Genomic DNA, 22,935 nt, shown 5'->3' with positions numbered 1-22,935 from the left:
TAAAAACCCTTAAATGCTAATTGCGCAGGATTATAGCATAGCTTGGCGAACAAAAACGCCAACATTTGCAAGGATATTAGCTGGATTTTTACTTAGCTCACTAGGTTACGAATCTCGCGCGGCGATTAAATCGCTCCTAAAGTGAACAAATTTTAATTCACAAAGGTCAACACGCCCTAGGCAGATTTAAACTGTTTTTGTTGAATATAAACAGGATGGATACGGTTATTTAAAACCTTAATAGCCTCAAACTGTTCAAGAGAAAGGTTTTCGTCTAGTTGAAAGTGTTGGCTTAGGTTAATACACACTGAGGCTTCGCTTGAGTGATCAACAATCAAAAACTCACCTTCTTGTGCCTGTGAGCACAATTTCACTACAGCTTCGACACTTGGTTGGCTACCATGATACTCATGAAAGAACCAACTTTTTGCAAGTACTGGCTTTAAATGAAATTTGACCGCAGTAGCATTTAGCGCGATTTGGCAAAGCTCTGCAGGGTTCCATAGTGAGAAAGTTTCGAGGTATTGATAAACTTGCTGATAAAATGCAGCGTCTTCAAGGCTAAAGTTAGGCTCTTGTAAAACAGCATCGGTGAGTTGGCGAAGTTTGTAAGGCGTGCACAGTTGCATATCTTGGTCTAGGTCAACCAAAAGACGATTATTTTTTGCACAAGCAAGCCATTTCCATTGCTTAGATGCTTGTAACATGTCTCCTCCCTAACGAATAAATACTGTGCGCATAATCACAAATTATAACTAAAGCAGACCATTAATAAAATGATTTCTTAGAACATTTTATTAATGATCAATTGCTTAGATAACTGATCCTTATAAGCTGTTAAGGATCGTTTTTACCAATTCTGGGCCTTTATAAATGAAACCAGTGTAAACTTGTACAAGGTCTGCACCTGCTGAAAATTTCTCTTTTGCCGAATCAGCATCGTCAATACCACCCACACCAATGATAGGTAATTTACCTTCGGTTAAACGCTTAAGTTCACTAACCACGTGGGTTGAACGCTGACGCACAGGCTGGCCTGATAAACCACCCGCTTCATTTGCGTATTGTTGGCCTTGTACCATTGCACGCTCAAGTGTGGTGTTTGTAGCAATAACACCATCGATCTTATTGTTGATCAATGACTCACTAACTTGGCCGATTTGTACTTCATCAAGATCAGGAGCGATCTTAACTAGCATAGGCACTTGCTTGTTATGTTTAGCAACTAGATCAAGTTGTTCATTCTTTAAGCTTTGCAATAAGTCATCAAGCGCTTCGCCGTATTGTAAATCACGAAGACCTGGAGTATTCGGTGAAGAAATATTTACTGTGATATACGATGCATGCTCAAATACTTTACGCATACAGTGAATGTAATCATCTTTACCCTGCTCGTTTGGTGTATCTTTATTTTTACCAATATTAATACCTAGAATACCGTCGTATTTCGATGCTTTAACATTGTTAACTAGGTTATCAACGCCCTTATTGTTAAAGCCCATGCGGTTAATAATCGCATTTGATTCAGGTAAGCGGAAAATACGCGGCTTGTCATTACCCGCTTGAGGACGTGGTGTAACAGTACCTACTTCAACAAAACCAAAACCCATTTGCGAAAATGCATCAATACACTCGGCATTTTTATCTAAGCCTGCCGCTAAACCTACTGGATTTTTAAACTCTAAACCTAAAAAGTTAACGGGTTTATTAGGGACAGATTGAGACCACGCAGCACTCAATGGCGTATGAGCAAATCGGCGTAAATTATTAAGTGCAAATTCATGAGCCCACTCCGCATCACGGGTAAACATAAAACGGCGAGCTAGATCATAAAACATGGTTTGTTCCTTAGGTAAAAATAAACAAGGTAGCCGTTTGTAAACGGACCATTGCAAATTAAGGGCAAAAAAATACCCCAGCGAGCTGGGGTATGTATTTTAACGACTTTTCACTTATTTGGAAGTGTCACAGTTGTGGCTTAACAACATTAGTTCACGAAGTGCCACTGAGAACTTCGCAAAATCATGGCTTTGCGATGTTTTGAACTCAGATAGCATCTGCTTCCAACGTTGTAATAGTAGATCTTGGTTATCCATCCACTCATCAATTTGTGCATCAATGTCTTTGCTGTCTGCAGCAAAGCTATTAAGTACCACAGCTGATAATGTACGTTGTTGCCAATCCAGCTCTTCACGGTAAGAAGCACGAGCAAGTGCTTGCCAGTGGTTCGCAACTGGTTGGTTGGTGATTTGGTCAAGGAACCAATGTAAGCCCATACGCGCACCTAGCTTGAAGTAGGTGTTAGAAACCATATCAATGCTACGCTCTGAATTGTTAGCGATTTCAGCTAAGTCCATTACAGAGAATAAGCTTGATAGTGACACAATACGTGTTGCAAGTGCTTTTGGTACATTGCTGTCAATTAGCTTATCTGCCGCTTTAACTAGGCGCTCGCTTTCTTTTTCAACCATGTAGCTGTTTAAGTTTTCACTTAAATCAGCAAATGTTGGTGCAAAGAATTCAATTGCTTGCTCAATCGTTTGTGCTTTATTGCGATGACGTAAGAACCAACGTGTTGCACGACGAACCGTACGACGTAATTGATATAGCATTTCTGTTTGTACAGCTGCTGGGATCTTATTATCAAGTGCAACAATTGATGACCATGTTTCTGGCATCTGGAACACTTCTTTTGCAATTGAGTAGCAAAGTGCGATTTCAGCTTCGTTAGCACCTGTTTCTTCGTGCATACGAACCATAAAGTTAAGACCCATATCGTTAACGATGTTGTTTGCAAGTTTCGTTGCGATAATCTCTTTACGAAGTGGGTGGTTATCCATTGCATCGTTAAACTTCTCACGAAGTGGCACTGGGAACGACTTAACTAATAACTGACGGTAGTAAGGGTTTTCAGTGATTTCATCAACCACTAGAGACTCTTTTAATACCATCTTCGCGTAAGAAACAAGTACAGAAAGCTCTGGACGAGTTAAATCTTTACCCGCTGCTGCGCGCTCTGCAAGTTCTTCATCCGTTGGGATGAACTCGATTGCACGGTTAAGCTTGCCATCTTTTTCAAGGGCATGGATGAAACGTACTTTTTCTTTAAGCGTTGACGTACCTTTTGATTGAGTAATCGATAAGGTATGCGTTTGACGATAACAGTCTTTTAATACTAACTCAGACACTTCATCAGTCATTGAATAAAGTAACTCATCACGCTGTTTACGTGTTAAGTCACCTTCAGCAACTAAGCCATTAAGTAAGATTTTGATGTTTACTTCGTTATCTGAACACGCAACACCACCTACGTTATCGATGAAGTCAGTGTTAACACGACCGCCTTTAGCCGCAAATTCGATACGACCTAATTGAGTCGCACCTAAGTTACCGCCCTCACCTAAGATCTTCGCACCAAGCTCAGAACCGTTAATACGAAGTGCATCATTCGCGCGGTCACCCACATCAGCATCAGTCTCTTTAGAGTTCTTGATGTAAGTACCGATACCACCATTCCAAAGTAAATCAAACTCCATCATTAGAGCTGCTTTGATTAACTCGTTAGGTGTCATGCTCGCTTTCTTAGTGCCAAGCATTTTCTTCATTTCTGGGCTTAAGCTAATTGATTTAGCCGCACGAGAGAAAATACCACCACCTTGTGAAATAAGGTCTTTATTGTAATCTTCCCAAGAAGAACGCGGTAGATTAAATAAACGCTCACGCTCTGGGTAAGATGTCGCTGCATCTGGGTTTGGATCAACAAAGATGTGCATGTGGTTAAACGCTACTTGTAAGCGAATGTGCTTAGAAAGCAACATACCATTACCAAATACGTCACCCGCCATGTCGCCGATTGCCACAACAGTGAAATCAGTTGTTTGACAGTCAATGTCCATTTCACGGAAATGACGCTTAACAGATTCCCACGCACCTTTTGCAGTGATACCCATTTTCTTGTGGTCGTAACCTACTGAGCCACCTGATGCGAATGCATCACCTAGCCAGAAGTTATATTCATTTGCGATGCCGTTAGCGATATCAGAGAAAGTCGCAGTACCCTTATCGGCAGCAACAACTAAATACGGGTCATCTTCATCATGACGAACAACATCAACTGGTGGAACAATCTCACCACGTTCAATGTTATCTGTGATATCTAATAAACCACGGATGAAAATCTTGTAGCACTCTTGGCCTTCTTTGAAGAATGCTTCACGGTCTGTCGGTAGCTGTTTACATACGAAACCACCTTTAGAACCTACTGGCACGATAACTGTATTTTTAACTTGTTGTGCTTTAACAAGACCCAGTACTTCAGTACGGAAGTCTTCACGACGGTCAGACCAACGTAAACCACCACGAGCAACTTTACCACCACGTAAATGCACACCTTCAACGCGCGGCGAGTATACAAAGATCTCAAACGCAGGCAGTGGTAATGGCATTTCTGGGATCATAGAAGGCTGAACTTTGAACGATACATATGACTTAAATTGGCCATCAGCTTCTTTTTGGAAGAAGTTCGTTCTAAGAGTTGCATTGATCATATCAACGTATAAACGGATGATACGGTCATCATCTAGGTTTGCTACGTTTTCTAGTTCAAGATTAACTTGTGCAACTAGCTTCTCAAGTGTCTTTTCACTACCAGGGTTCTTAACTGAGAACTTTTTAGTGAATAAGTTAACGATTTGAGATGCAATGTGTGGGTAATTTGCAAATGTGCTTTCGATGTAAGTTTGCGAGAAAGTTACACCAATTTGACGCATGTATTTAGCGTAGGCACGAAGAATAGACGCTTCACGACCTGTTAAGCCACCCATTAATACTAAACGGTTGAAACCATCATTTTCTAAACGGTTATTCCACACGTTCGTTAACGCTGCACGGAAACGCGCTGAGACTTTATCAAAGTCAGCAATGCCCTTGTTGTCAATTAGCATGGTGAAGTCCATGATCCAATTAACTTTACCGTCAGTCGTTTTCACAGAGTAAGGCGTTTCACCCACTACGCGTAAACCAAAGTTTTCTAACATCGGCATTACGTCAGATAAGTGGATTGGCACATCTTTATGGAATAAGCTTAAACGAACAACATTGGTGTTTGCTTCTTCTTGTGGACGGTAGAACAACATCTCAAGTTTGTTCTCGTCATTCAGAAGCTCTAGCTTTTCAATATCAACAACCGCTGCACTTGGTAAAACCTGATCTTTATACGCACTTGCAAACGCTTGTGCATATTTACGGTTTAGTTCTTTACCGCGTGCTTCACCTGCGCTTTCAAGTAGTGCAGATTGGAGTCTATCTTCCCAAGTACGGGCAGCTTCAATTAGGTTGTTTTCGATGTCTTTCACGTTATATTCAATATTATTGTCAGTCACACGCACCGTGTAATGTGTACGGGCTAATGTTGACTCAGAGAAGAAAGTAGTAAATTCGACTTTATCGTCAGAATTAAATGCATTGGCTAAGATACGTTGCGTTTCACGACGTAGTGCCGTGTTATAGCGCTCACGCGGAACATATACCATGCAAGAGAAGAAACGGCCATATGCGTCTTTACGCACAAAAATTCGGCACATATCACGCTCTTGTACTTGTAATACACCCATGGCAACTTCAAGTAGTTCAGTTTCACGTGCTTGCACAAGCTCATCACGTGGATACGTTTCTAAAATATTTAATACCGCTTTGTATGCATGGGTGCCTTTAGCAAAGTCACACATTTCCATAATGCGGTTAATCTTACTTTTCAGTACAGGTACATCAGCGGCGCTGTTGTTGTAAAAGCTTGATGAGAATAAACCAAGGAAACGGTCTTCACCAATTACGTTGCCCTCATCATCAAAACGCTTAATACCCACGTAGTCGATGTATGCAGGTCGATGTACACGAGACACTGAATTTGTTTTCGTTAAAATTAATAAGTTGCTGCTACGCGCTTCTTGGCGCGCTACTTCAGGTAACTCAGAAAGTAAGCGGCTATGCTCTTCGTCTGTGTTTTTCATTAGACCAAGGCTAGTGCCCTTTTTACCTTTTAACTGGTAATCACCTTGCACTGGCGAAAGTTCATACTCACGGTAACCCATTAGCGTAAAGTTATCTTTAGCTAACCAGTCTAAAAACTCTACCGTTTCTGCAACTTCGCTTTCGTTATTATTATGGTGGCGTTTAGGTAAGTCTTTCGTTACCGCAATTAGCTTTTCACGAATTGGCTGCCAATCTTCTACAGCGATAGATACGTCAACTAACACAGACTCAAGTTCTTTTTTGAAAGACTCAATTACTTTTGCATCTGTTTGACGATCAATTTCGATAAAGAACACAGTTTTTGTCGACGTTGATTCTTGCTCTGCTTTTAGGCTTGAAATACCCGTGATTTTAGTATTTTTATCACGTTGGATTTTCAGCGGAGAGTGAAGTAATAAGTGAGAAGCGATGTTTGCGCGGGTCATGGCCATACGCACAGAATCAACGAGGAAAGGCATGTCTTTCGCGATGATTTCAACAATAGTGTGCGATGACTGCCAGCCATCTTTTGCTACTTCAGGATTGAAAACACGGACAACCGCGTCATCAGAATTATTTTTTTCTAGCGAGTTCCATAGGCTTAGTGCAGCGCCATATAAGTCACTATCGTTGCGATGAGCCAAATCCTCTTTAGACATATTGCTGTACAAGGCTTTGGCGAATTTCTCAACGAGTAACACATTATCAGCGTGAACTTTTTTCTGGATCAGCTTACAGACATTATCTAAGATAACCGAGGCTTGCCCTTCATTTCGTGTCATTGTATGTTCCTTAATCTATACTACTTATCGATTAGTAGAATATTTGTACAGCCATTTATTAGCGTGGAGTCAGGTAAATTCTAACTCTTTTACAGCTAATAAACAGCCTTTTCGATGAAATCATTTTAAGCTTTTCAGCTATTTGGTCATCTATTCACAAAATATAGATATAAATGGCCATTACTGGCCATATTGGAGCACAATTATTCACATTATTTTTTCTGGTCAGTCCAGAGAAAGCTACCAATTGCAGGTAAAAGTAGTACTGCACCCAACATGTTAACCAAAAACATGAAGGTCAGAAGAATACCCATATCCACTTGGAACTTCAGATCAGAGAAAATCCATGTGCTAACACCAATGGCTAAGGTAATACCTGTGAACAGCACTGCACTACCACGCTCTGCTAACGCATTACGATAAGCTACTTCCAGTGCCACACCTTGTTTTAGCTGCCCCATCATTGATGAAAGTATGTAAATCCCGTAATCGACACCAATACCAACACCTAAAGCGATAACTGGTAATGTCGACACTGTTAAACCAATTTCTAACTGTACCATCAACGCTTGCGCTAAGGTTGATACGATGTACAGAGGTAATACAACCGCGACCGTTGCCTTAACACTTCTAAAGCTAATTAAGCATAGCAGGATTACGGCGCCGTAAACGTAAAGCATCATAGGTAGCTGTGCAGCCGATACCGATTCGTTCGTTGCAGCCATTACACCGACAGGGCCTGACGCTAGCTTAAACTTTAATTCATCGGTTTCTTCAGCCTTAGCAAACTCTTTAACTTTAGCTACCACATGGTCAATTGTTTCTGCTTTGTGGTCATTTAAGAAAATAATCACAGGCATTACAGAGCAGTTACCATCGAGTAAACCTGAGCTTGTTTCAACGCGTGAAGTAGCTTGCACTAAACTTGCCGTGTTGCGCGGCAGGCTTTGCCATTTTAGGTTACCTTCGTTAAAGCCGGCGTTCACAGATTGCGCAACTGAACTTAAGCTCACAGCCGATTGTACCCCTGCAACGTTTTCCATCTGCCATTGGAAACGACTAATACGCTCCATAACATCATGCTCAGTACACGCAGCAGGATACGCTTCTACAATCACTTTTAGGATATCTGATGAAATGGTGTATTTATCAGAAATCAAAAAGGTGTCTTGGTTATAGCGGGCATCTTGGTGTAAAGATGGCGCACCAGCATGTAAGTCACCAATACGCATTTTGTCAGCTTGCCAGTAACCCACTGCAAATAACACAGCCGTAAAGACGATAATAAAACCAGCTGTTTTACGATCAGTCGCTTTTACTAATAGCTCGCGTAACTTGTCTAGTAGATTTGGTTTGTCTGTGTGAGTACCTGCTTGAATATGCACAGAACCTTCAAAGCGCATGTACGATGCCCATACAGGTAATAAAATTAAGTTGGTGAAAATAATTACCGCTACACCTAAACTCGCTGTGATAGCAAGTTCACGAATAATACCAATATCAATGGTGAGTAAGGTTAAAAAACCAATTGTGTCTGATAGCAGTGCAATACCACCAGGGATCAAAAGTGCTCTAAAGCTTGCCTGACAACAAACCCGAGTTGAACTACCCGTAGACACTTTTTTACCTATGTCATTAATCATTTGCACGCCATGGCTTACACCAATTGCAAACACTAAAAACGGCACTAAAATAGACATAGGGTCTAAACCAAAGCCTAAGCTTGAAAGCAAGCCTAACTGCCAAACAACAGCAATGATTGAACAGGCAATTGGTAAAATTGTCAGTTTTAAAGAGTGGCAGAACAGCCAAACCATCACAAATGTGAAAGCAATGGCAATAGCAAAGAATAGCAGTACGCCCTTAGCGCCCTCTGCGACATCCCCTGCCATTTTTGCAAAACCGATAATATGAATACTGACCTTGTCAGTACTTAGCGGTTCACGAACTTGTGTTTCTAACTTTTCAGCAAAGGCTAAAGTATCTAGTTTTTCTTGCGTTTGTGGATCAGTTTCGAGTAGCTGGGCTGTCACCATCGCACATGAGTAGTCACTGGCAATCATACGGCCAACGACTTTTGCTTTTTCGATGTTTTCTTTTACAACCGCAAGACCACGTTTATCAGCGGTAAAGTTTGCTGGAATAATTGGACCGCCAGCAAAACCATCTTCAACCACTTCAACAAAACGCGCACTCGGTGCGAAGATTGAATTAACTAACGGACGATTTACACCCGGAATAAAGTAAAGCTGATCATGAACTGCTTTAAGTTGGGTGAAAAATTCTTCATTGAAAATATCACCGTCTGCATCACAGACAGAAATCAAAATGCTGTTTGCTCCACCAAACTGTTTTTCATGTTTGGTGTAAACTTTCATGTAGTCATGATTAAGCGGAATATTTTTATTAAACGACGCGTCTAATTGAATTTGTGTTGCTTTGAATAATAAGAAACAAGTGATCAAAGCAAAGGAAATAATTGCGAATAAGCGATGACGAAACACCGCTCTTTCTAAAATATCTAAAAAACCACGCATTACGGATTCAACTCCTTCACTTTAATGCCATTTTCTGAAGCCATAACTAGTTTGTCTTGAAACACAACACCATCAAGTAACGATTTACCATCGGCCATTTGTTGTTCTGATAATTGGCCATCCTCAATTTGGAAAATCACCCCGCTGTTGGCAAATAATAACCACTGGTTGTTGTATTTAATTGCGCTATTTACGGTTGCATAATTGTCGTGTGGTATTTGTTGCCACTGTTCACTGCCAGCTTGGCGAGTGAAAATGTTGCCTCGGAGGCCTGCAACTAGGTCTTCACCACCTTGATCTGCAGTTGACGCAAACGTAAAGAAGGAGCCCATATAGATCTCTTCAAGACGCTGCCAGGTTTGACCATTGTCGAAACTTTGTGCCATTAAACCCATTTCACCGGCTAGAAATAGACTCTCCTCAGTTTTAACGATGCGATTAAAATGTGGCAGTATTGAAGCTGTTTCAATTTCATAGCCTTCTGGGTCACTGTCTTTTAAATCATTGAGGTATTCACGGTCTTCTTCAAATAACAGACTATCTAAAAAACGTTTCTGCCAAGTTTGGCCACCATCGTTAGTTTCAAAAAACATTCCGTATGCACCAACTGCATAGCCATGTTTTTCAGTAGTAAATAAAATATCTAAACATGGCTTATCCATGTTTGGTAAAGATTGCTGTAACTGCCAGGTTTTTCCTGCATCTACAGTATTAATGATGGTTGCATCATGACCACATGCCCAGCCTAAATCGTTATTATAAAAATCAACGGCTGTTAGCAGCACTTGAGTAGGCACACTGGCTTGTTGCCAAGTTTGAGCGTCTGTACTTGTGATAACCACACCGTGTTTACCAACTGCAATGAGATTTGGGCCAGCTAGTTCAATGTCGGTGAGAAGAGTTTTGTTTGCGTTAACAGCGCTAATCGCTTGTTGCGGCATAGGCATGTCTTGAGCAAAACATGAAGCACTATAAGCAAGACAGGCATAAAGCAAATACTTCATAAAGATAAATCGCCTTCGAAAAAATAAAAAGAGAAGTCAAAAAAGCCACTGAGAAATCTATTGCGTGTACTGATGACTTACGCGAATTGCAAAAGGCACCTGGGGTCAGGTGCCTTAATTTGATTAACGACCTTCGCGGCGTAATGCGCTTGAAGTAAACTCGTTATCGTTGAATGATTGTGAGAAATCATACATTTTTTCTTGGTTGTCTAAACCAATTGCTAAATAACGACGAGAGTTAAGGTCATGGTAAACTTCTAACGTACTCCAATGAGTTGGTACTTCATAGTAGTTAAGACCATGCGCCATCGCTACACGATACATTTGATCACGGTTATCATAGATATCCGTTACATGAACTTGCCAGCTATCTTCATCAATAAAGAAAACACGTTTTTTATAGATATGACGCGTGCCCTCTTTCAGGTTCGCTTCAACAACCCAAACACGGTGTTTTTCATAACGAACATGTTCAGGATTGATATGGCCTGCTTGCAGGATATCATCGTAGCTTAGTTTGTCGCTGTGAAGCTTATAGCTGTTATAAGGAATATATAGCTCTTGCTTACCTTTTAATGTCCAGTTGTAACGATTTGGAGAACCGTTAAACATATCAAAGTCATCAGTTGTACGTAAGCTATCTGCTGCTGTTCCCGGTGCATCATAGGCAACATTAGGTGCACGACGAACACGACGCTGACCTGAGTTGTATGTCCATGCTTGGCGTGGCGTTAAGATTTGGTCCATTGTTTCATGAACTAGTAACGCAGTACCTGCAAGGCGCGCTGGCTCAGTTACTTTTTGCTTAAACTTAAACAAGATATTAGATTCTTGTAGCTTTTCAGGCGTTGCTTCAGGTGATGAATACTCAACTAACAGTTGCTCATCAAAACCTACATAGTTATATGAACCAGATGCTGTCGGTGCAGCTTGGCCACCAGAACGCTCAATTGATAAACCACGGAAACGTAATAAGTGGTTCCAAATCGCTTCTAAGCCATCTTTAGGGATTGGGAACGGAACACCCACAGCGGTATTTTTAATACCGTTACCGCCCTCTACTAACTCAGCTGTCGTTGCATACTTTTTAGTTGCATCATATACAAACTGAGGATAAGACGCGCTACGACGTGTTGGATAGATGTTCATTTTGAACGTATCAGGATAGGTATTGAATAATTCAATTTGACCTGGGCTTAAGAAATCTTTGTACTCAGCTACATTCGATTTATCAATCGTGAATAAGATTTTATCATCAGCAAACGGATCAGGATGATGCATTCCTGGTTTATAACCAGCAGGTGGTGTTGTGATACCACCATCCCAAGCTGGAATTGAACCATCTTTATTCGCAGCTTTTTCTGCGCCAATAGGTGTTAAATCTTTACCTAAACGTGCCGCTTCATCAGCGGTAATTTTTGCAAGTACACTTGAGCTTGCGAAAACGCCACAAAATGCTGCAGCAATGAGGGTAGGTTTTCTAATAATCATAATTTACCCTTAAATTGAATATTTAATATTGAAAGATACATAATCGCGGTCAGAGAAAGTATTCGTTGCGCCACCACCCCAGAATGAGTTGTAGCTAAAGTCGAACGACCACGCATTTTGATAGTTGAAGTTCATAGTAACACCGAGCGATTTACGGTCTTCAACAAATAGGAACATTGGATCAGGTGTAATACCATTCACATCGTGCGAGAACACAAAACGTGGAGAGAAGTTAACACCACTGAAGAAGTTATAATAATCACCTTTCGCAATTAAACGATAACCCCATGCAGAAGCCGTTGGGAACGGGTTCGTTTCAGGACCATTAGAAAGACCTAAGTGCAGTGTTGAATAATCATCACTTAATGGGCCTTGCATAATACCGCTTCGACCAGTACCAGCAACATTTAAACGAAGCTCATCGTAATCTGGCATATTGTTAATGCGTACACCACCAATTTCACCAACTACCGCCCAGCTATCAGCTCCAAGTGAAGGGCCAAATAGGTGTGTTGCTGTAAATTGTAATTGTGCAGTGTTACGTAGGATAAAACCTTGTGCTACTTCACCAGGGCCTACAACGCTTGTAGCATCGCCTAGGCTCATTTGTGAAATACCAGCAAAGTCAGGACGAATACCTGCAACTGCTAATTGCTCAGGCATACCCGCATATAACAGCTCTACGTCATCAATTTGCAGAGGCTCATCTTGGCGGAATGCAAATTCACCAGCAAGTGCCGTTTCGCCTACTGATGTATTGAAGCTAAGACCGTACAGTTTAATATCTTCAGGGTATTCTAACTGGCCTTTAGTGAATGCTTGAAGATTAGTTACATTATCTTCTGTGATATCTGTTGTTAATAACATACCGATATCAGCAGCGATTGCCGCATCAGTGAAGTTTGATACCTGACCAGAAATTACCGGACGACGGCTATGATAGTTAATGTGGTATAACGCCACTTCAGTGTCGTTTAATTCAGGTAAGTACATACCTAAACGTAAACCATACTGGCCACCATCGTCTGGCTCGTTTTTACCTGCACCACCTTTGCCTTTTAACGCCACTTTGGTTGGGTAAGCTAAGTACATTTGCGCCATCATTGCTTGGCCTTGTGCTGATGTAGGATCAACACCTTGCGAGCGAACAATGTCATCTAAATTATTTAAGCTTTCAGTTAAGAATGCTAAATCAATATCCGGGTTTGACGTGAAGCCCAATTGAATATTTTGCTGATAACCATTTTCTGACGCGAAATCGTTCGTCGAGAAGTATGTACCAGCCGCTGGAAGACGTGTTTCATGCCATTCATATTGGTAGAAACCTTCTAGCGTTAAATTATCTGTGATGCCTAGTGATGCCCAAAGCATACCAACAGGTATGAAAGCTTCTTTTAACTCTGCACCTGGCGCTTTTAAACGATCGATATCAACTGGGTTAACGTTAATACCATGAGAAATCAAGGTACTCTCACCCCAGTTCACAACTTGTTGGCCTAAACGAATAGACAGCGGGTTACGGCCTTCATTTAAATCAAAGTTTGCCCATACATAAGCGTCTAGTAAACGTAAATCAGCACACACTTGTTCTTTTGTGTCGTCATCGTCACATGGGTCTACTTTGTTACCTGATGTTGGGTTGCTATAAGCGTAATCACCATCCATCAAGGCAAAGTCGTAAAAGTACATAAAGCGAGTGAAGAAACCAAAATTATCTTTGCTGATTGATAACTCATGGTTACCTTTTAATAATTTTGAGAATGAATCACCACTATCAAAATTGAGGTTACCTGCATCACCATTATTTGAGTATGCACCTGGTTGGTTCCATACATCAGCAGAAGAATAAATTGGATTTAAAGCAGAATGATAACCCGTCCAGTCAAATGAAGGATTATTACTCTTACCTATATGTTGAAAATCTCGGTCTTCAACACGAATGCTTTGGCCATAAGAGAAGTTAGAGTCAAAACGTATATCGAAGTCACCTAACTCAAAGTTTGCCGCATGCAAAGATGTGCTTGAGAGTCCGAGTGTAGCCGCCGCGAGTCCCAAAGCTATTTTGTTTTTAACAAAAAGCGATCGTTTTATCATTGTGTTCATCCCCCTGTAACGGGTTGTTTTGTGATCAAATTGTTGTTTTTAGTATCTTTCTAACGATAGAAGCGAAACAGTAAAATTACAATATAGAACGCGTTCAATCGGTTAATATTTATTTAAAAATGTGACGTTTACGTATTGGTAAGACGTCATACCAGATATTTTATACACGTAAATTAACAATAGAACAAATCGAATTAACAAAAATATAATAAATTTAGCGAATTGGGGACAGTGAAATTTAGCATTTTGGACGACAAATATTACAAAAAAAGCAGCTAATGCTGCTTTTTTAACTAATTTTCTCGAGTTTTAAAAACTGATTTTCAGCCGTTAATGTCAACCTAAAGCGCCCTCTTATTCCTAGTGAAGAAATAAAAGGACGCAAATGGTGAGCGTCAAAGCGAACTGTCTTGCCACCATCCTCTGTAACTTGCACAGATTTATATTTACCATGATAGTAATCAAGACACTCTGAGTAACTCAGATACAAGGCAAAATAGTACTCTGTCATTAACTTTCGAGTGCTTTCTCTACTTTTTCAAACAGATCATCACTAAGGCCGTCTAAATCAGCTAAACGTTGAAGTTGTGCTTTCATTGCAGCAGAACGATTTTTATCATAGCGTTTCCATGACATAAATGGCGTTAGCATGCGTGATGCATTTTGCGGATTAATATCGTTAAGCTTCACTAATAAGTCACCTAATAGCTGATACCCTTCACCATCGGCTCGATGGAATTGAGTGATATTAAAGTGGCTAAAGCTACCAACCAAAGCTCGCACACGGTTAGGATTACCAAAGTCAAAACTTGGGTGATCATAGAGCGCTTTAATATCGCTGATACTCGTTGCTGAATCTTTCATCGCTTGCAGTGCAAACCATTTATCCATAACGAGCACATCATGACGCCATTTAGCATCAAACTCTGTTAAAAGCGTATCACATAGTGAGTGATTTGCTTTTACAACAGCACTTAATGCAGCAAGTGCATTGGTCATATTATTACTGTGGGCAGACTCTTCGATAAGGCCATTAACGTCGCTGTGATTTGTTTTCGCTAAATAGTGTAAACAAAGTTGCTTAAGAGCACGCACTGCAACGGCTGTAGCAGATGTTGAACCATCATCTTCAAGCGCGTTATAACAATTAACCAATGATTCTGTTAGAAAGTTGGCAATTTGCGATTCAAATGCATTTTGAACAGCAATAATGTCATCAACAGGGATGACAGCATATTCAGCTGCAAGAGTATCGTAGCTAGGCAGTTTTAACAGCTCCGCAATCAGCGCAAGGTCACCTTCACGATTATCAACTAGTAGCTTTAATGCCGACAAGATATCATCCGATAAGCAAGCTTCACCACTGGCAATCGCCGCTTTCATTTCATTAGTAAATAAGCGCTGCTGAGCATCCCAACGTGAAAAGTCACTGCGAGCAAAACGCATAATATGTAACAGTTCCGCTGCAGATGTATTTTGATTAACGATGCATGGCGCAGAGAAATCTTCTAGTAGTACTGCGACTGGACGCTGTTTAATGCCCTCAAAAACAAACTGCTGTGTTTTTTCTGTGACATTCAATACCGAATCTTGTGGCTGATTATCAATCACAAGTGGTAGCGACTGCCCTTCACTATCTAAAAGTTCAATAGCAAAAGGAATATGCAGTAAGGCATTGTTAGGCTGATTATCAGGTGCAAACTGCTCAATGCTTAATGTGAAAGTTTGGTTTTGTTCATCATACGCTTGCTCTACATTGAGCTTAGGTGTACCCGCTTGACTATACCAGCGCTTAAATTGCGTTAAATCAATGCCAGACGCATCACTCATGGCAGCGACAAAATCATCACAAGTAACTGCTTGTCCGTCATGGCGCTCGAAATACAATGCCATACCTTGTTGGAACTTTTCTTCTCCCAGTAAGGTGTGCATCATGCGAATAACTTCAGCCCCTTTGTCATACACAGTCACTGTATAAAAGTTATTCATTTCAATGACTTTTTCAGGGCGAATTGGGTGAGCCATAGGGCCTGCATCTTCACTAAATTGGTGAGTACGCATTACTTTAACCGCATCAATACGATTAAGCGCACGTGAGCCTAAGTCGCTACTAAACTCTTGGTCACGGAAAACCGTTAAGCCTTCTTTTAAAGACAACTGGAACCAGTCACGGCAAGTCACACGGTTGCCGGTCCAGTTATGGAAGTACTCGTGACCTACAATTGATTCAATCGTATGGTAATCTTTGTCTGTAGCTGTTTCTTGATTAGCAAGAACACATTTAGAGTTAAAGATATTCAGGCCTTTATTTTCCATTGCGCCCATGTTGAAGAAATCAACGGCAACAATCATGTAAATATCTAAATCGTATTCAAGGTTAAAGCGCTCTTCATCCCATTGCATTGATTTCTTTAAAGAAGTCATGGCATGAGGCGTTTTTGATAAATTACCTTTATCAACAAACAAGGCTAATTCAACTTTTCGTCCAGACTGCGTCGTGTAATGGTCACGTAATACGTCAAAATCACCGGCGACTAATGCAAATAAGTAGCTAGGCTTTTTAAATGGGTCTTGCCATTTTACAAAATGACGACCGTCATCTAAGTTACCTGATTCAATTTGGTTACCATTAGACAGCAAGTGAGTGTACTTTTTGTCGGCAATAATGGTTACATCAAAGCTAGCAAGCACGTCTGGGCGGTCAAGGTAATAAGTAATCTTTCTAAAACCTTCTGCCTCACATTGCGTACAATAAGCACCACCCGACAAGTACAAACCTTCTAACGAGGTATTCGTTTGCGGGTCAATATGGTTTTCAATTTTCAGAATAAAGCTTTCAGGTAAGTTATGAATGATCAGCTTTTCATCTTCAAGCGTGTAATCATCATACGCTTTGTCATCAACCATCAATGAAATTAGCGTTAAATCAACACCATCTAGCGCAAGATCTGCATTGCTTTCATCGGTACGATTGATTGTCATTGTTGACTGCACTGATGTTTTTAAAGGGGCTAATTCGAAGCGTAAATCGATGTGTTGGATTGAGAATTGTGGGGCTTGGTAATCTTTTAAATATTGAGCTTGAGGTTTACTCGTAGCAGACATTACTGACTCCAAATGGCCCTGCTTAGCAGGGCCTAAATAGTTTATTCGGCGTTAGCTTCTTGTTTAAGATGTTTTGGGGTAATACGTAAAATTTTAATACCAAAATAGGCATAAACAACCGCTAAGAATGGATTAATTAAATTAAAGAACGCGTACATTGCATAGTCAAATGGATTGATTAGTAAAACACTTTGCATATAGGCACCACAGGTATTCCAAGGAATAAGTGGGCTAGTAATTGTGCCACCATCTTCTAATGTACGAGATAAATTTACAGGCTTTAAACCGCGTTTTTCATATTCGTCTTTAAACATACGACCAGGAACAACAATCGCGATATATTGGTCAGCTGCAACCGCATTGGTACCAATACACGTTGCAATCGTTGCAGTGATAAGAGAACCTGTGCTTTTAGCAATCTTTAAGATGCTCTTAACGAACATATCAAGTAAGCCGGTTTTTTCCATGATAGCGCCAAACATCAAGGCCGTCATAATCAGCCAAGTGGTTGTTAGCATGCCAGCCATACCACCACCGCTTAATAGTGAATCCATTTTTTCATCGCCAGTGTCAATGCTGAAACCATCGAAGAATGTTGTCCAAACTAATTTGAAGTAACCAATTGCTTGGCCTTGTGATGCATCAATTTGGCTATTTATTAAATCTGATTGAAATAACATAGCCCAAATCGCACCTAGCACCGCACCAATCGAAATAGCAGGGAAAGCTGGCATTTTACGAATTGCTAAAAACAATAACACCACCAGTGGTACTAGCATTTCAAAACCAATATTAAAGTTTTGCTCTAATAAATTAACGATTTCATCAATACGGCCAGCTTCAGCAGAACCACCGGCATTAAAGCCCATAAAGATAAAAATAATTAACGCAATAATGAAGCTTGGCACTGTAGTCCAAAGCATATGATGGATATGCTCAAATAAATCTGCCCCTGCCACTGCTGGTGCTAAGTTTGTTGTTTCAGAAAGCGGGCTTAATTTATCACCAAAGTAGGCACCAGAAATGACCGCACCTGCCGTGACGACTTGCTCTAACCCAAGACCAGTTGCAACACCTAATAACGCCACACCGATAGTCGCAGCTGTAGTCCAAGAGCTACCAATACTCATAGCCACAATGCCACAAATCAAACAGCTAGCGGCATAGAACCAGCTAGGATTGATAATTTGTAAGCCATAGTAAATTAGAGTGGGTACAGTTCCTGATAACAGCCAAGTACCGATTAAGGCACCTACCATTAATAATATAATGATTGCTCCAAGGGATAAGGTGATCCCCTCAATCATGGCTTGTTCTAGTTTCTTCCAGGTATAACCATTTTTTAAGCCAATTAATGCCGCGGTAAACGTAGCGAATAATAAAGCGATTTGGTTAGGACCCGATGATGAGTTGTCACCGAATAAATAAACAGCAGCGCCTAGTAGGCACACGAGCACAGTAATTGGGATTAAGGCATCTAAAAAACTGGCCTGTTTAATTGGCTTCTCTTCAATTGAATTCAAAAGATAGTCTCCTACACGTCTTATGTGGCGTGTTTAATTATTATTGTAAGCTTTGACGCAAAACTTCAGTGGCCTTATGCAGCCAGATTTTGTGATTATACCAATCTAACCTGTTTTAGGTAGCAAAAAAGGCGCTTAAGCGCCTTTTTATTAATCGATATTGCTAATTAATTGCTAATTATTTCTTAGCGATACGACCATATTTTATATAATCTTGGGTGATTAATGCCGCTTCTTCTAAGAAAGGGTCTAGCTCGTCAAGGCTATCAGGTAAATCGTCAAGCTTCTCTACTGGCTTTTCACCAAGGCGAACAAGTCGTTCATTAGCACGTTCTAACGCGCGTTCTTCACCTTCGTCTTTCTCTTTTAGACGGGTCGCTTCAACCAATGAGATAGTCTTACGGTCTTTCTCTTCTTGATAGCGCTCAATGTCAGCAAACACATAACCAAATTCAGGCTCATCTGCTATACGCGCATCATGAAGCTTATTAACGTAAGCAATCGCTGGTTTTAGGTTATCAACAGAGTTGTACTTAGCACGTATGATGCTATCCCAAGGTAGCGCGTTGTCTTGTTGACTCTCGCCCCACTCTGATGGCTCAATTGCCGATGGGAATGACACATCTGGAATCACGCCTTTGTGCTGTGTGCTTCCGCCATTAATTCGGTAGAATTTTGCAATGGTATACTGCACGCTACCTAATGGATGGTCATATAAGTCATAAGCACGGCCAAGTGGTTTGTGCTGCTGTACAGTACCCTTACCAAAGGTTTGCTCACCAATCACAATAGCACGGCCGTAATCTTGCATCGCTGCTGCAAAAATCTCTGAGGCAGATGCACTGTAGCGATCAACCAACACAGTGAGTGGGCCATCATAAAAAGTGACGCCGTCACGGTCTTTTTGCTCTTCAATACGATTATTTAGCGTATGAATTTGTACTACAGGACCTTGATCGATAAATAAGCCAGAAAGCTGAGTCGCTTCGTAAAGTGAACCGCCGCCGTTTTGACGTAAATCGATGATGATACCGTCTACTTTGGCTTCTTTTAATTTTGCAATTTCAACTTTAACGTCTTGCGATAAATTATTATAGAAACCAGGGATTTCAATCACACCAATTTTGCTGGTTAAGTCTGAATATTTTGCTTCAAATACTTCAGATTTTGCAGCGCGGTCTTCTAAGCGAATTTTATCACGCGTGATTTCAACCACTTTTGGTGTCCCGTGAGCATCTGCACCTTTTAAGTATTGCAGGCGAACTTTTGTGCCTTTAGGGCCTTTGATTAAATCAACTACGTCATCTAAACGCCAGCCAATCACATCAACAAAGTCTTCACCTTCTTGGGCAACACCAATGATACGGTCATCTGCTTTAATTTGTTCAGACTTATCAGCCGGGCCGCCAGGTACTAAGCTACGGATTACCGTGTAATCTTCGTCATAACTGAGTACCGCACCAATACCTTCTAATTCAAGATCCATGTCCATCTTGAATTGCTCAGCGCGACGAGGTGATAAATAAGAGGTATGCGCTTCAATGCTTCGTGCGAATGAGTTCATCACGATTTGGAAAGCATCTTCACTGTTCGTTTGTACTAAACGCTTTTGCGCATTGTGGTAACGTTTGGTCAAGACTTCTTTAATGCCTTGCCAATCTTTACCAGTCATTTTTAATCGTAAAGCATCGTATTTAACGCGCTGACGCCAAAGTTCATCAAGCTCAGCTTGGCTTGTTGCCCAATTAGCGTCTTCGCGGTCAAACAGATACTCATCTTCTTTATCGAACTTCATTTCGTTTTCAAGTAACGATAAAGAATAGTCATAGCGTTCAAAACGACGTTTTAAACTTAAGTTAAAAATATCAAAGGCAAATCCCAATTTACCTGTCGACAATGCATTATCAAACTGGTCTTTATATTGCTCAAACGAGGCAATGTCAGAGGCTAAAAACACATTTTTATTGTAGTCGAGAGATTCAATGTAACGATCAAAAACCTTCTCAGATAATTCATCGTTAAATTTAATTGGTTTGTAGTGTGCACGAGTAAATAAGTTTGTCACCCGTTTGCTTGCCGTACTATGTTGGCTTTCTTGCTTGAGTACTGGCAGGTCTTTTTCAGTCAGATTGTCTGAAGATGCCAATAATGAACCTGAAAACAGGGCAGCGACTAACGGAATGAGCGTAAACTTTTTACTCATACACAACTCCTTTATTTTTTACAGCTATTAAATGATATACAGGCTGTCTGCTTTGGTCTTAACTTGCATCCCTGTTACTAACTCAACGTGAACTTCATCTTTATTCACTTCAGTAATAACCGCGTTTACAAGTGCTTGGCCAAGTTTAACTTTAACTTTGCTATTAACCTTGACCTCTGAGGCAGGTAAAGGTTCAACTTTTCCTGAACGTTTTGCAGGAGCAGCTTTAGCAGGCTTATTATTTACTTTAGCGCCTTTTTCACCAGATTTAGCGTGGTGGCCACTATTCTTTTTGTAAGATTTTGTGTCACCGTCTTTGCGTGGACGTTGTGGCTTCTTACGCTTCGCCATTTTAGCGCGGCTTTCTTCTAACGCTTTTTGTGCGTGCTCAATGTGCTCTTGTTCTACTTTTTCGTCTTGATTACCATCAAGATCGATACGGAACTCAGACTTAGTCACAGCTTCTAAATAGCGCCAGTTTGAGGTGTACTTTCTTAGTGCTTGACGAACCTGAGTTTTACTTACTTTCTCAGAACCTTCAATACGCTCAGCGATATCTTTAAAAATACCTACTTTAAGCGGCTGAATACCGTCTTTTTGTTTAAAACATTTTGGAAATTCTTGGTATAAGAAATCCAGTACTTCATTAATATCTTTTAGCTTGTTTGTGGTTTCCATGTTAGAACCTTTTATTACATCTTTTCATCAAGTGATGAATCGACATAGTGTGTTACCCAGTCGGTCAACTCTTCGAAGTCCGCTTCAATAAGCGCTAAATCACCACGAAGGTGTTCCCAAATACCATTTATAATTTCATCAATTGATTCACAGTCAAGGTCATCCGGTAGACGTTCCCATGCCATATGAATCAAGTCGTTGAGCCTTTCGGCAACAACTTCTTCTTCCCCTTCCCAATCACCAACATCTTGGATTGCAAAGAGGTAATCTTGCACATTTAGCAGATCTTTCATTTTAGATTTGCCTCAAAGCATTTTACCAATGCTTCTAAACCAGCTTGATCATCAGCATCGAATCGCGCAATGCTTGGGCTGTCGATATCAAGTACAGCAAATACTTTACCGTCTTTGAAAATCGGCACAACTACTTCTGAGTTAGATGCAGCATCACAGGCAATATGACCAGCAAATGCATGCACGTCTTCAATGAGTTGTGTTTGTTGTGTTTGCGCGGCAGTTCCACATACCCCTTTACCTACTGGAATACGGATACATGCAGGATTACCTTGAAACGGCCCTAGCACTAATTCTTCAGGTGAATCCATTAAATAAAAGCCCGCCCAATTGATATCCTCTAAAGAGGTAAATAACAGCGCACTAATATTTGCCATGTTGGCAATAACATTTGATTCACCAGTGATTAGCGACTCAGTTTGTTTAACTAATGACTGGTAAAAATCTTGCTTTTGCATACCAAACTACTTCTTATTAAACATACAGTAGCTAAAGGTACTCTTTGTAGACGACAAATGAAACCTTTTGAGGGCAAAAAAAAACATTTTGCCCTCAATTTCAGTCAGCTTGATTAAATATTCTGCTATTGATGAGAAGATTGTGTTGTAAGGCCCTGTCTTAAACCAAATAAAAACAGTCCAGCTGCCAGAGCAGACATCACAGCATTGACTATAAAAGCCATACCTGTTGTAGCGCTAAGTAAGTAGCTGAAAATTGCGCCACCTAGTAAGCCAAGTGTCAGAACACCTGAATAATTAACCTTTGCATACTTATACATAAGTAAATAACCAGGCACCACAAACGCTGCCATAGTTAGACCTACAATGTGGGCATTGGCGATTGCGCTAACGAATAAGTTAAAGAAAATGTTTAAACCATTTCCTTCAAGTGTAAACGCATAATAAAGGCCTAAGATACAACCTATGATCACAGGCGATAATAAAGAAAGTCCTACACTCTTTGCTAAACGATGTTTCATAAATTCCCTAATGTCACAAAGATAATACGAGAAGTGTTAAGCATGGACTAACTAGTTAAAATGCGAAATATCGACAATAGTCGTAATTTGCAGAACAAATGAAAAGCACAAGAAACAAAAAAGCCGCTGAATAAATTCAGCGGCTTCAATGATGGTGGAGAGATAGGGATTTGAACCCTAGAGGGGCTACAAACCCCTGCCGGTTTTCAAGACCGGTGCATTCGACCA

General features: G+C 40.6%; 15 protein-coding genes. All 15 read right to left on the bottom strand.

The window, feature by feature from the left end:
- Positions 1–176: 176 nt before the first annotated feature.
- The 15 genes from EXT43_RS02915 to EXT43_RS02845 all read right to left on the bottom strand — a co-directional run bounded on the left by EXT43_RS02915 (position 177) and on the right by EXT43_RS02845 (position 22,707).
- On the bottom strand, positions 177–707 hold the full coding sequence (locus tag EXT43_RS02915) for a cell division protein ZapC domain-containing protein (protein ID WP_055022164.1): 531 nt from the start codon (positions 705–707) through the stop codon (positions 177–179).
- Between the two features lie 120 nt (positions 708–827).
- Positions 828–1,838, bottom strand: a complete 1,011-nt coding sequence (pyrD, locus tag EXT43_RS02910; protein WP_130166308.1) for a quinone-dependent dihydroorotate dehydrogenase — start codon at positions 1,836–1,838, stop codon at positions 828–830.
- A 114-nt stretch (positions 1,839–1,952) separates the two neighbouring features.
- Complete coding sequence (locus EXT43_RS02905) at positions 1,953–6,791, bottom strand: NAD-glutamate dehydrogenase (RefSeq protein ID WP_130166307.1); 4,839 nt, start codon at positions 6,789–6,791, stop codon at positions 1,953–1,955.
- Positions 6,792–7,003: 212 nt separating this feature from the next.
- The gene (locus EXT43_RS02900) at positions 7,004–9,328 is read right to left on the bottom strand and encodes an MMPL family transporter (RefSeq protein ID WP_054551390.1); all 2,325 of its coding nucleotides are present in this window, start codon (positions 9,326–9,328) and stop codon (positions 7,004–7,006) included.
- The gene (locus EXT43_RS02895) at positions 9,328–10,332 is read right to left on the bottom strand and encodes a YCF48-related protein (RefSeq protein WP_130166306.1); all 1,005 of its coding nucleotides are present in this window, start codon (positions 10,330–10,332) and stop codon (positions 9,328–9,330) included. The genes EXT43_RS02900 and EXT43_RS02895 overlap by 1 nt, the downstream gene beginning before the upstream one ends.
- Positions 10,333–10,455: 123 nt before the next feature.
- Complete coding sequence (locus EXT43_RS02890) at positions 10,456–11,820, bottom strand: DUF1329 domain-containing protein (RefSeq protein ID WP_130166487.1); 1,365 nt, start codon at positions 11,818–11,820, stop codon at positions 10,456–10,458.
- A gap of 12 nt (positions 11,821–11,832) precedes the next feature.
- Positions 11,833–13,917, bottom strand: coding sequence for a DUF1302 domain-containing protein (locus EXT43_RS02885; RefSeq protein WP_130166305.1), 2,085 nt, complete (start codon positions 13,915–13,917; stop codon positions 11,833–11,835).
- Positions 13,918–14,215: 298 nt separating this feature from the next.
- Positions 14,216–14,437 carry a DUF2835 domain-containing protein gene (locus tag EXT43_RS02880; RefSeq protein WP_082401568.1) on the bottom strand — a complete coding sequence of 74 codons (222 nt, stop codon included), beginning with the start codon at positions 14,435–14,437 and terminating at the stop codon, positions 14,216–14,218.
- A complete protein-coding gene (pepN, locus tag EXT43_RS02875; RefSeq protein ID WP_130166304.1) occupies positions 14,437–17,031 on the bottom strand; it encodes an aminopeptidase N in 2,595 nt (864 codons plus the stop codon). Before pepN ends, EXT43_RS02880 begins: the two co-directional genes overlap by 1 nt.
- Positions 17,032–17,072: 41 nt before the next feature.
- Entirely contained in the window at positions 17,073–18,554 is a 1,482-nt protein-coding gene (nhaC, locus tag EXT43_RS02870) for a Na+/H+ antiporter NhaC (protein ID WP_054561590.1), read from the bottom strand.
- Positions 18,555–18,732: 178 nt separating this feature from the next.
- Positions 18,733–20,757: a carboxy terminal-processing peptidase gene (gene prc / locus EXT43_RS02865; protein ID WP_062564479.1), complete on the bottom strand. Its 2,025-nt coding sequence runs from the start codon at positions 20,755–20,757 to the stop codon at positions 18,733–18,735.
- A gap of 27 nt (positions 20,758–20,784) precedes the next feature.
- Complete coding sequence (gene proQ, locus EXT43_RS02860) at positions 20,785–21,435, bottom strand: RNA chaperone ProQ (RefSeq protein WP_055022158.1); 651 nt, start codon at positions 21,433–21,435, stop codon at positions 20,785–20,787.
- 14 nt (positions 21,436–21,449) lie between these two features.
- The gene (locus tag EXT43_RS02855) at positions 21,450–21,728 is read right to left on the bottom strand and encodes a hypothetical protein (RefSeq protein WP_054561593.1); all 279 of its coding nucleotides are present in this window, start codon (positions 21,726–21,728) and stop codon (positions 21,450–21,452) included.
- A complete protein-coding gene (locus EXT43_RS02850; RefSeq protein ID WP_054561594.1) occupies positions 21,725–22,186 on the bottom strand; it encodes a GAF domain-containing protein in 462 nt (153 codons plus the stop codon). The genes EXT43_RS02855 and EXT43_RS02850 overlap by 4 nt, the downstream gene beginning before the upstream one ends.
- A gap of 125 nt (positions 22,187–22,311) precedes the next feature.
- Positions 22,312–22,707 carry a hypothetical protein gene (locus tag EXT43_RS02845; protein ID WP_054561595.1) on the bottom strand — a complete coding sequence of 132 codons (396 nt, stop codon included), beginning with the start codon at positions 22,705–22,707 and terminating at the stop codon, positions 22,312–22,314.
- Positions 22,708–22,935 lie beyond the last annotated feature (228 nt).

This window comes from Pseudoalteromonas sp. CO109Y (genome assembly GCF_004208935.1).
Classification (GTDB): domain Bacteria; phylum Pseudomonadota; class Gammaproteobacteria; order Enterobacterales; family Alteromonadaceae; genus Pseudoalteromonas; species Pseudoalteromonas shioyasakiensis.
This window is presented reverse-complemented; position numbering and strand designations above follow the sequence as displayed.

Bases quoted from the DNA above. Each gene is read 5' to 3' on its own strand.
- EXT43_RS02915 (WP_055022164.1), bottom strand. From the start codon at position 707: ATGTTACAAGCATCTAAGCAATGGAAATGGCTTGCTTGTGCAAAAAAT.
- pyrD (WP_130166308.1), bottom strand. From the start codon at position 1,838: ATGTTTTATGATCTAGCTCGCCGTTTTATGTTTACCCGTGATGCGGAG.
- EXT43_RS02905 (WP_130166307.1), bottom strand. From the start codon at position 6,791: ATGACACGAAATGAAGGGCAAGCCTCGGTTATCTTAGATAATGTCTGT.
- EXT43_RS02900 (WP_054551390.1), bottom strand. From the start codon at position 9,328: ATGCGTGGTTTTTTAGATATTTTAGAAAGAGCGGTGTTTCGTCATCGC.
- EXT43_RS02895 (WP_130166306.1), bottom strand. From the start codon at position 10,332: ATGAAGTATTTGCTTTATGCCTGTCTTGCTTATAGTGCTTCATGTTTT.
- EXT43_RS02885 (WP_130166305.1), bottom strand. From the start codon at position 13,917: ATGATAAAACGATCGCTTTTTGTTAAAAACAAAATAGCTTTGGGACTC.
- EXT43_RS02880 (WP_082401568.1), bottom strand. From the start codon at position 14,437: ATGACAGAGTACTATTTTGCCTTGTATCTGAGTTACTCAGAGTGTCTT.
- pepN (WP_130166304.1), bottom strand. From the start codon at position 17,031: ATGTCTGCTACGAGTAAACCTCAAGCTCAATATTTAAAAGATTACCAA.
- prc (WP_062564479.1), bottom strand. From the start codon at position 20,757: ATGAGTAAAAAGTTTACGCTCATTCCGTTAGTCGCTGCCCTGTTTTCA.
- proQ (WP_055022158.1), bottom strand. From the start codon at position 21,435: ATGGAAACCACAAACAAGCTAAAAGATATTAATGAAGTACTGGATTTC.
- EXT43_RS02855 (WP_054561593.1), bottom strand. From the start codon at position 21,728: ATGAAAGATCTGCTAAATGTGCAAGATTACCTCTTTGCAATCCAAGAT.
- EXT43_RS02850 (WP_054561594.1), bottom strand. From the start codon at position 22,186: ATGCAAAAGCAAGATTTTTACCAGTCATTAGTTAAACAAACTGAGTCG.
- EXT43_RS02845 (WP_054561595.1), bottom strand. From the start codon at position 22,707: ATGAAACATCGTTTAGCAAAGAGTGTAGGACTTTCTTTATTATCGCCT.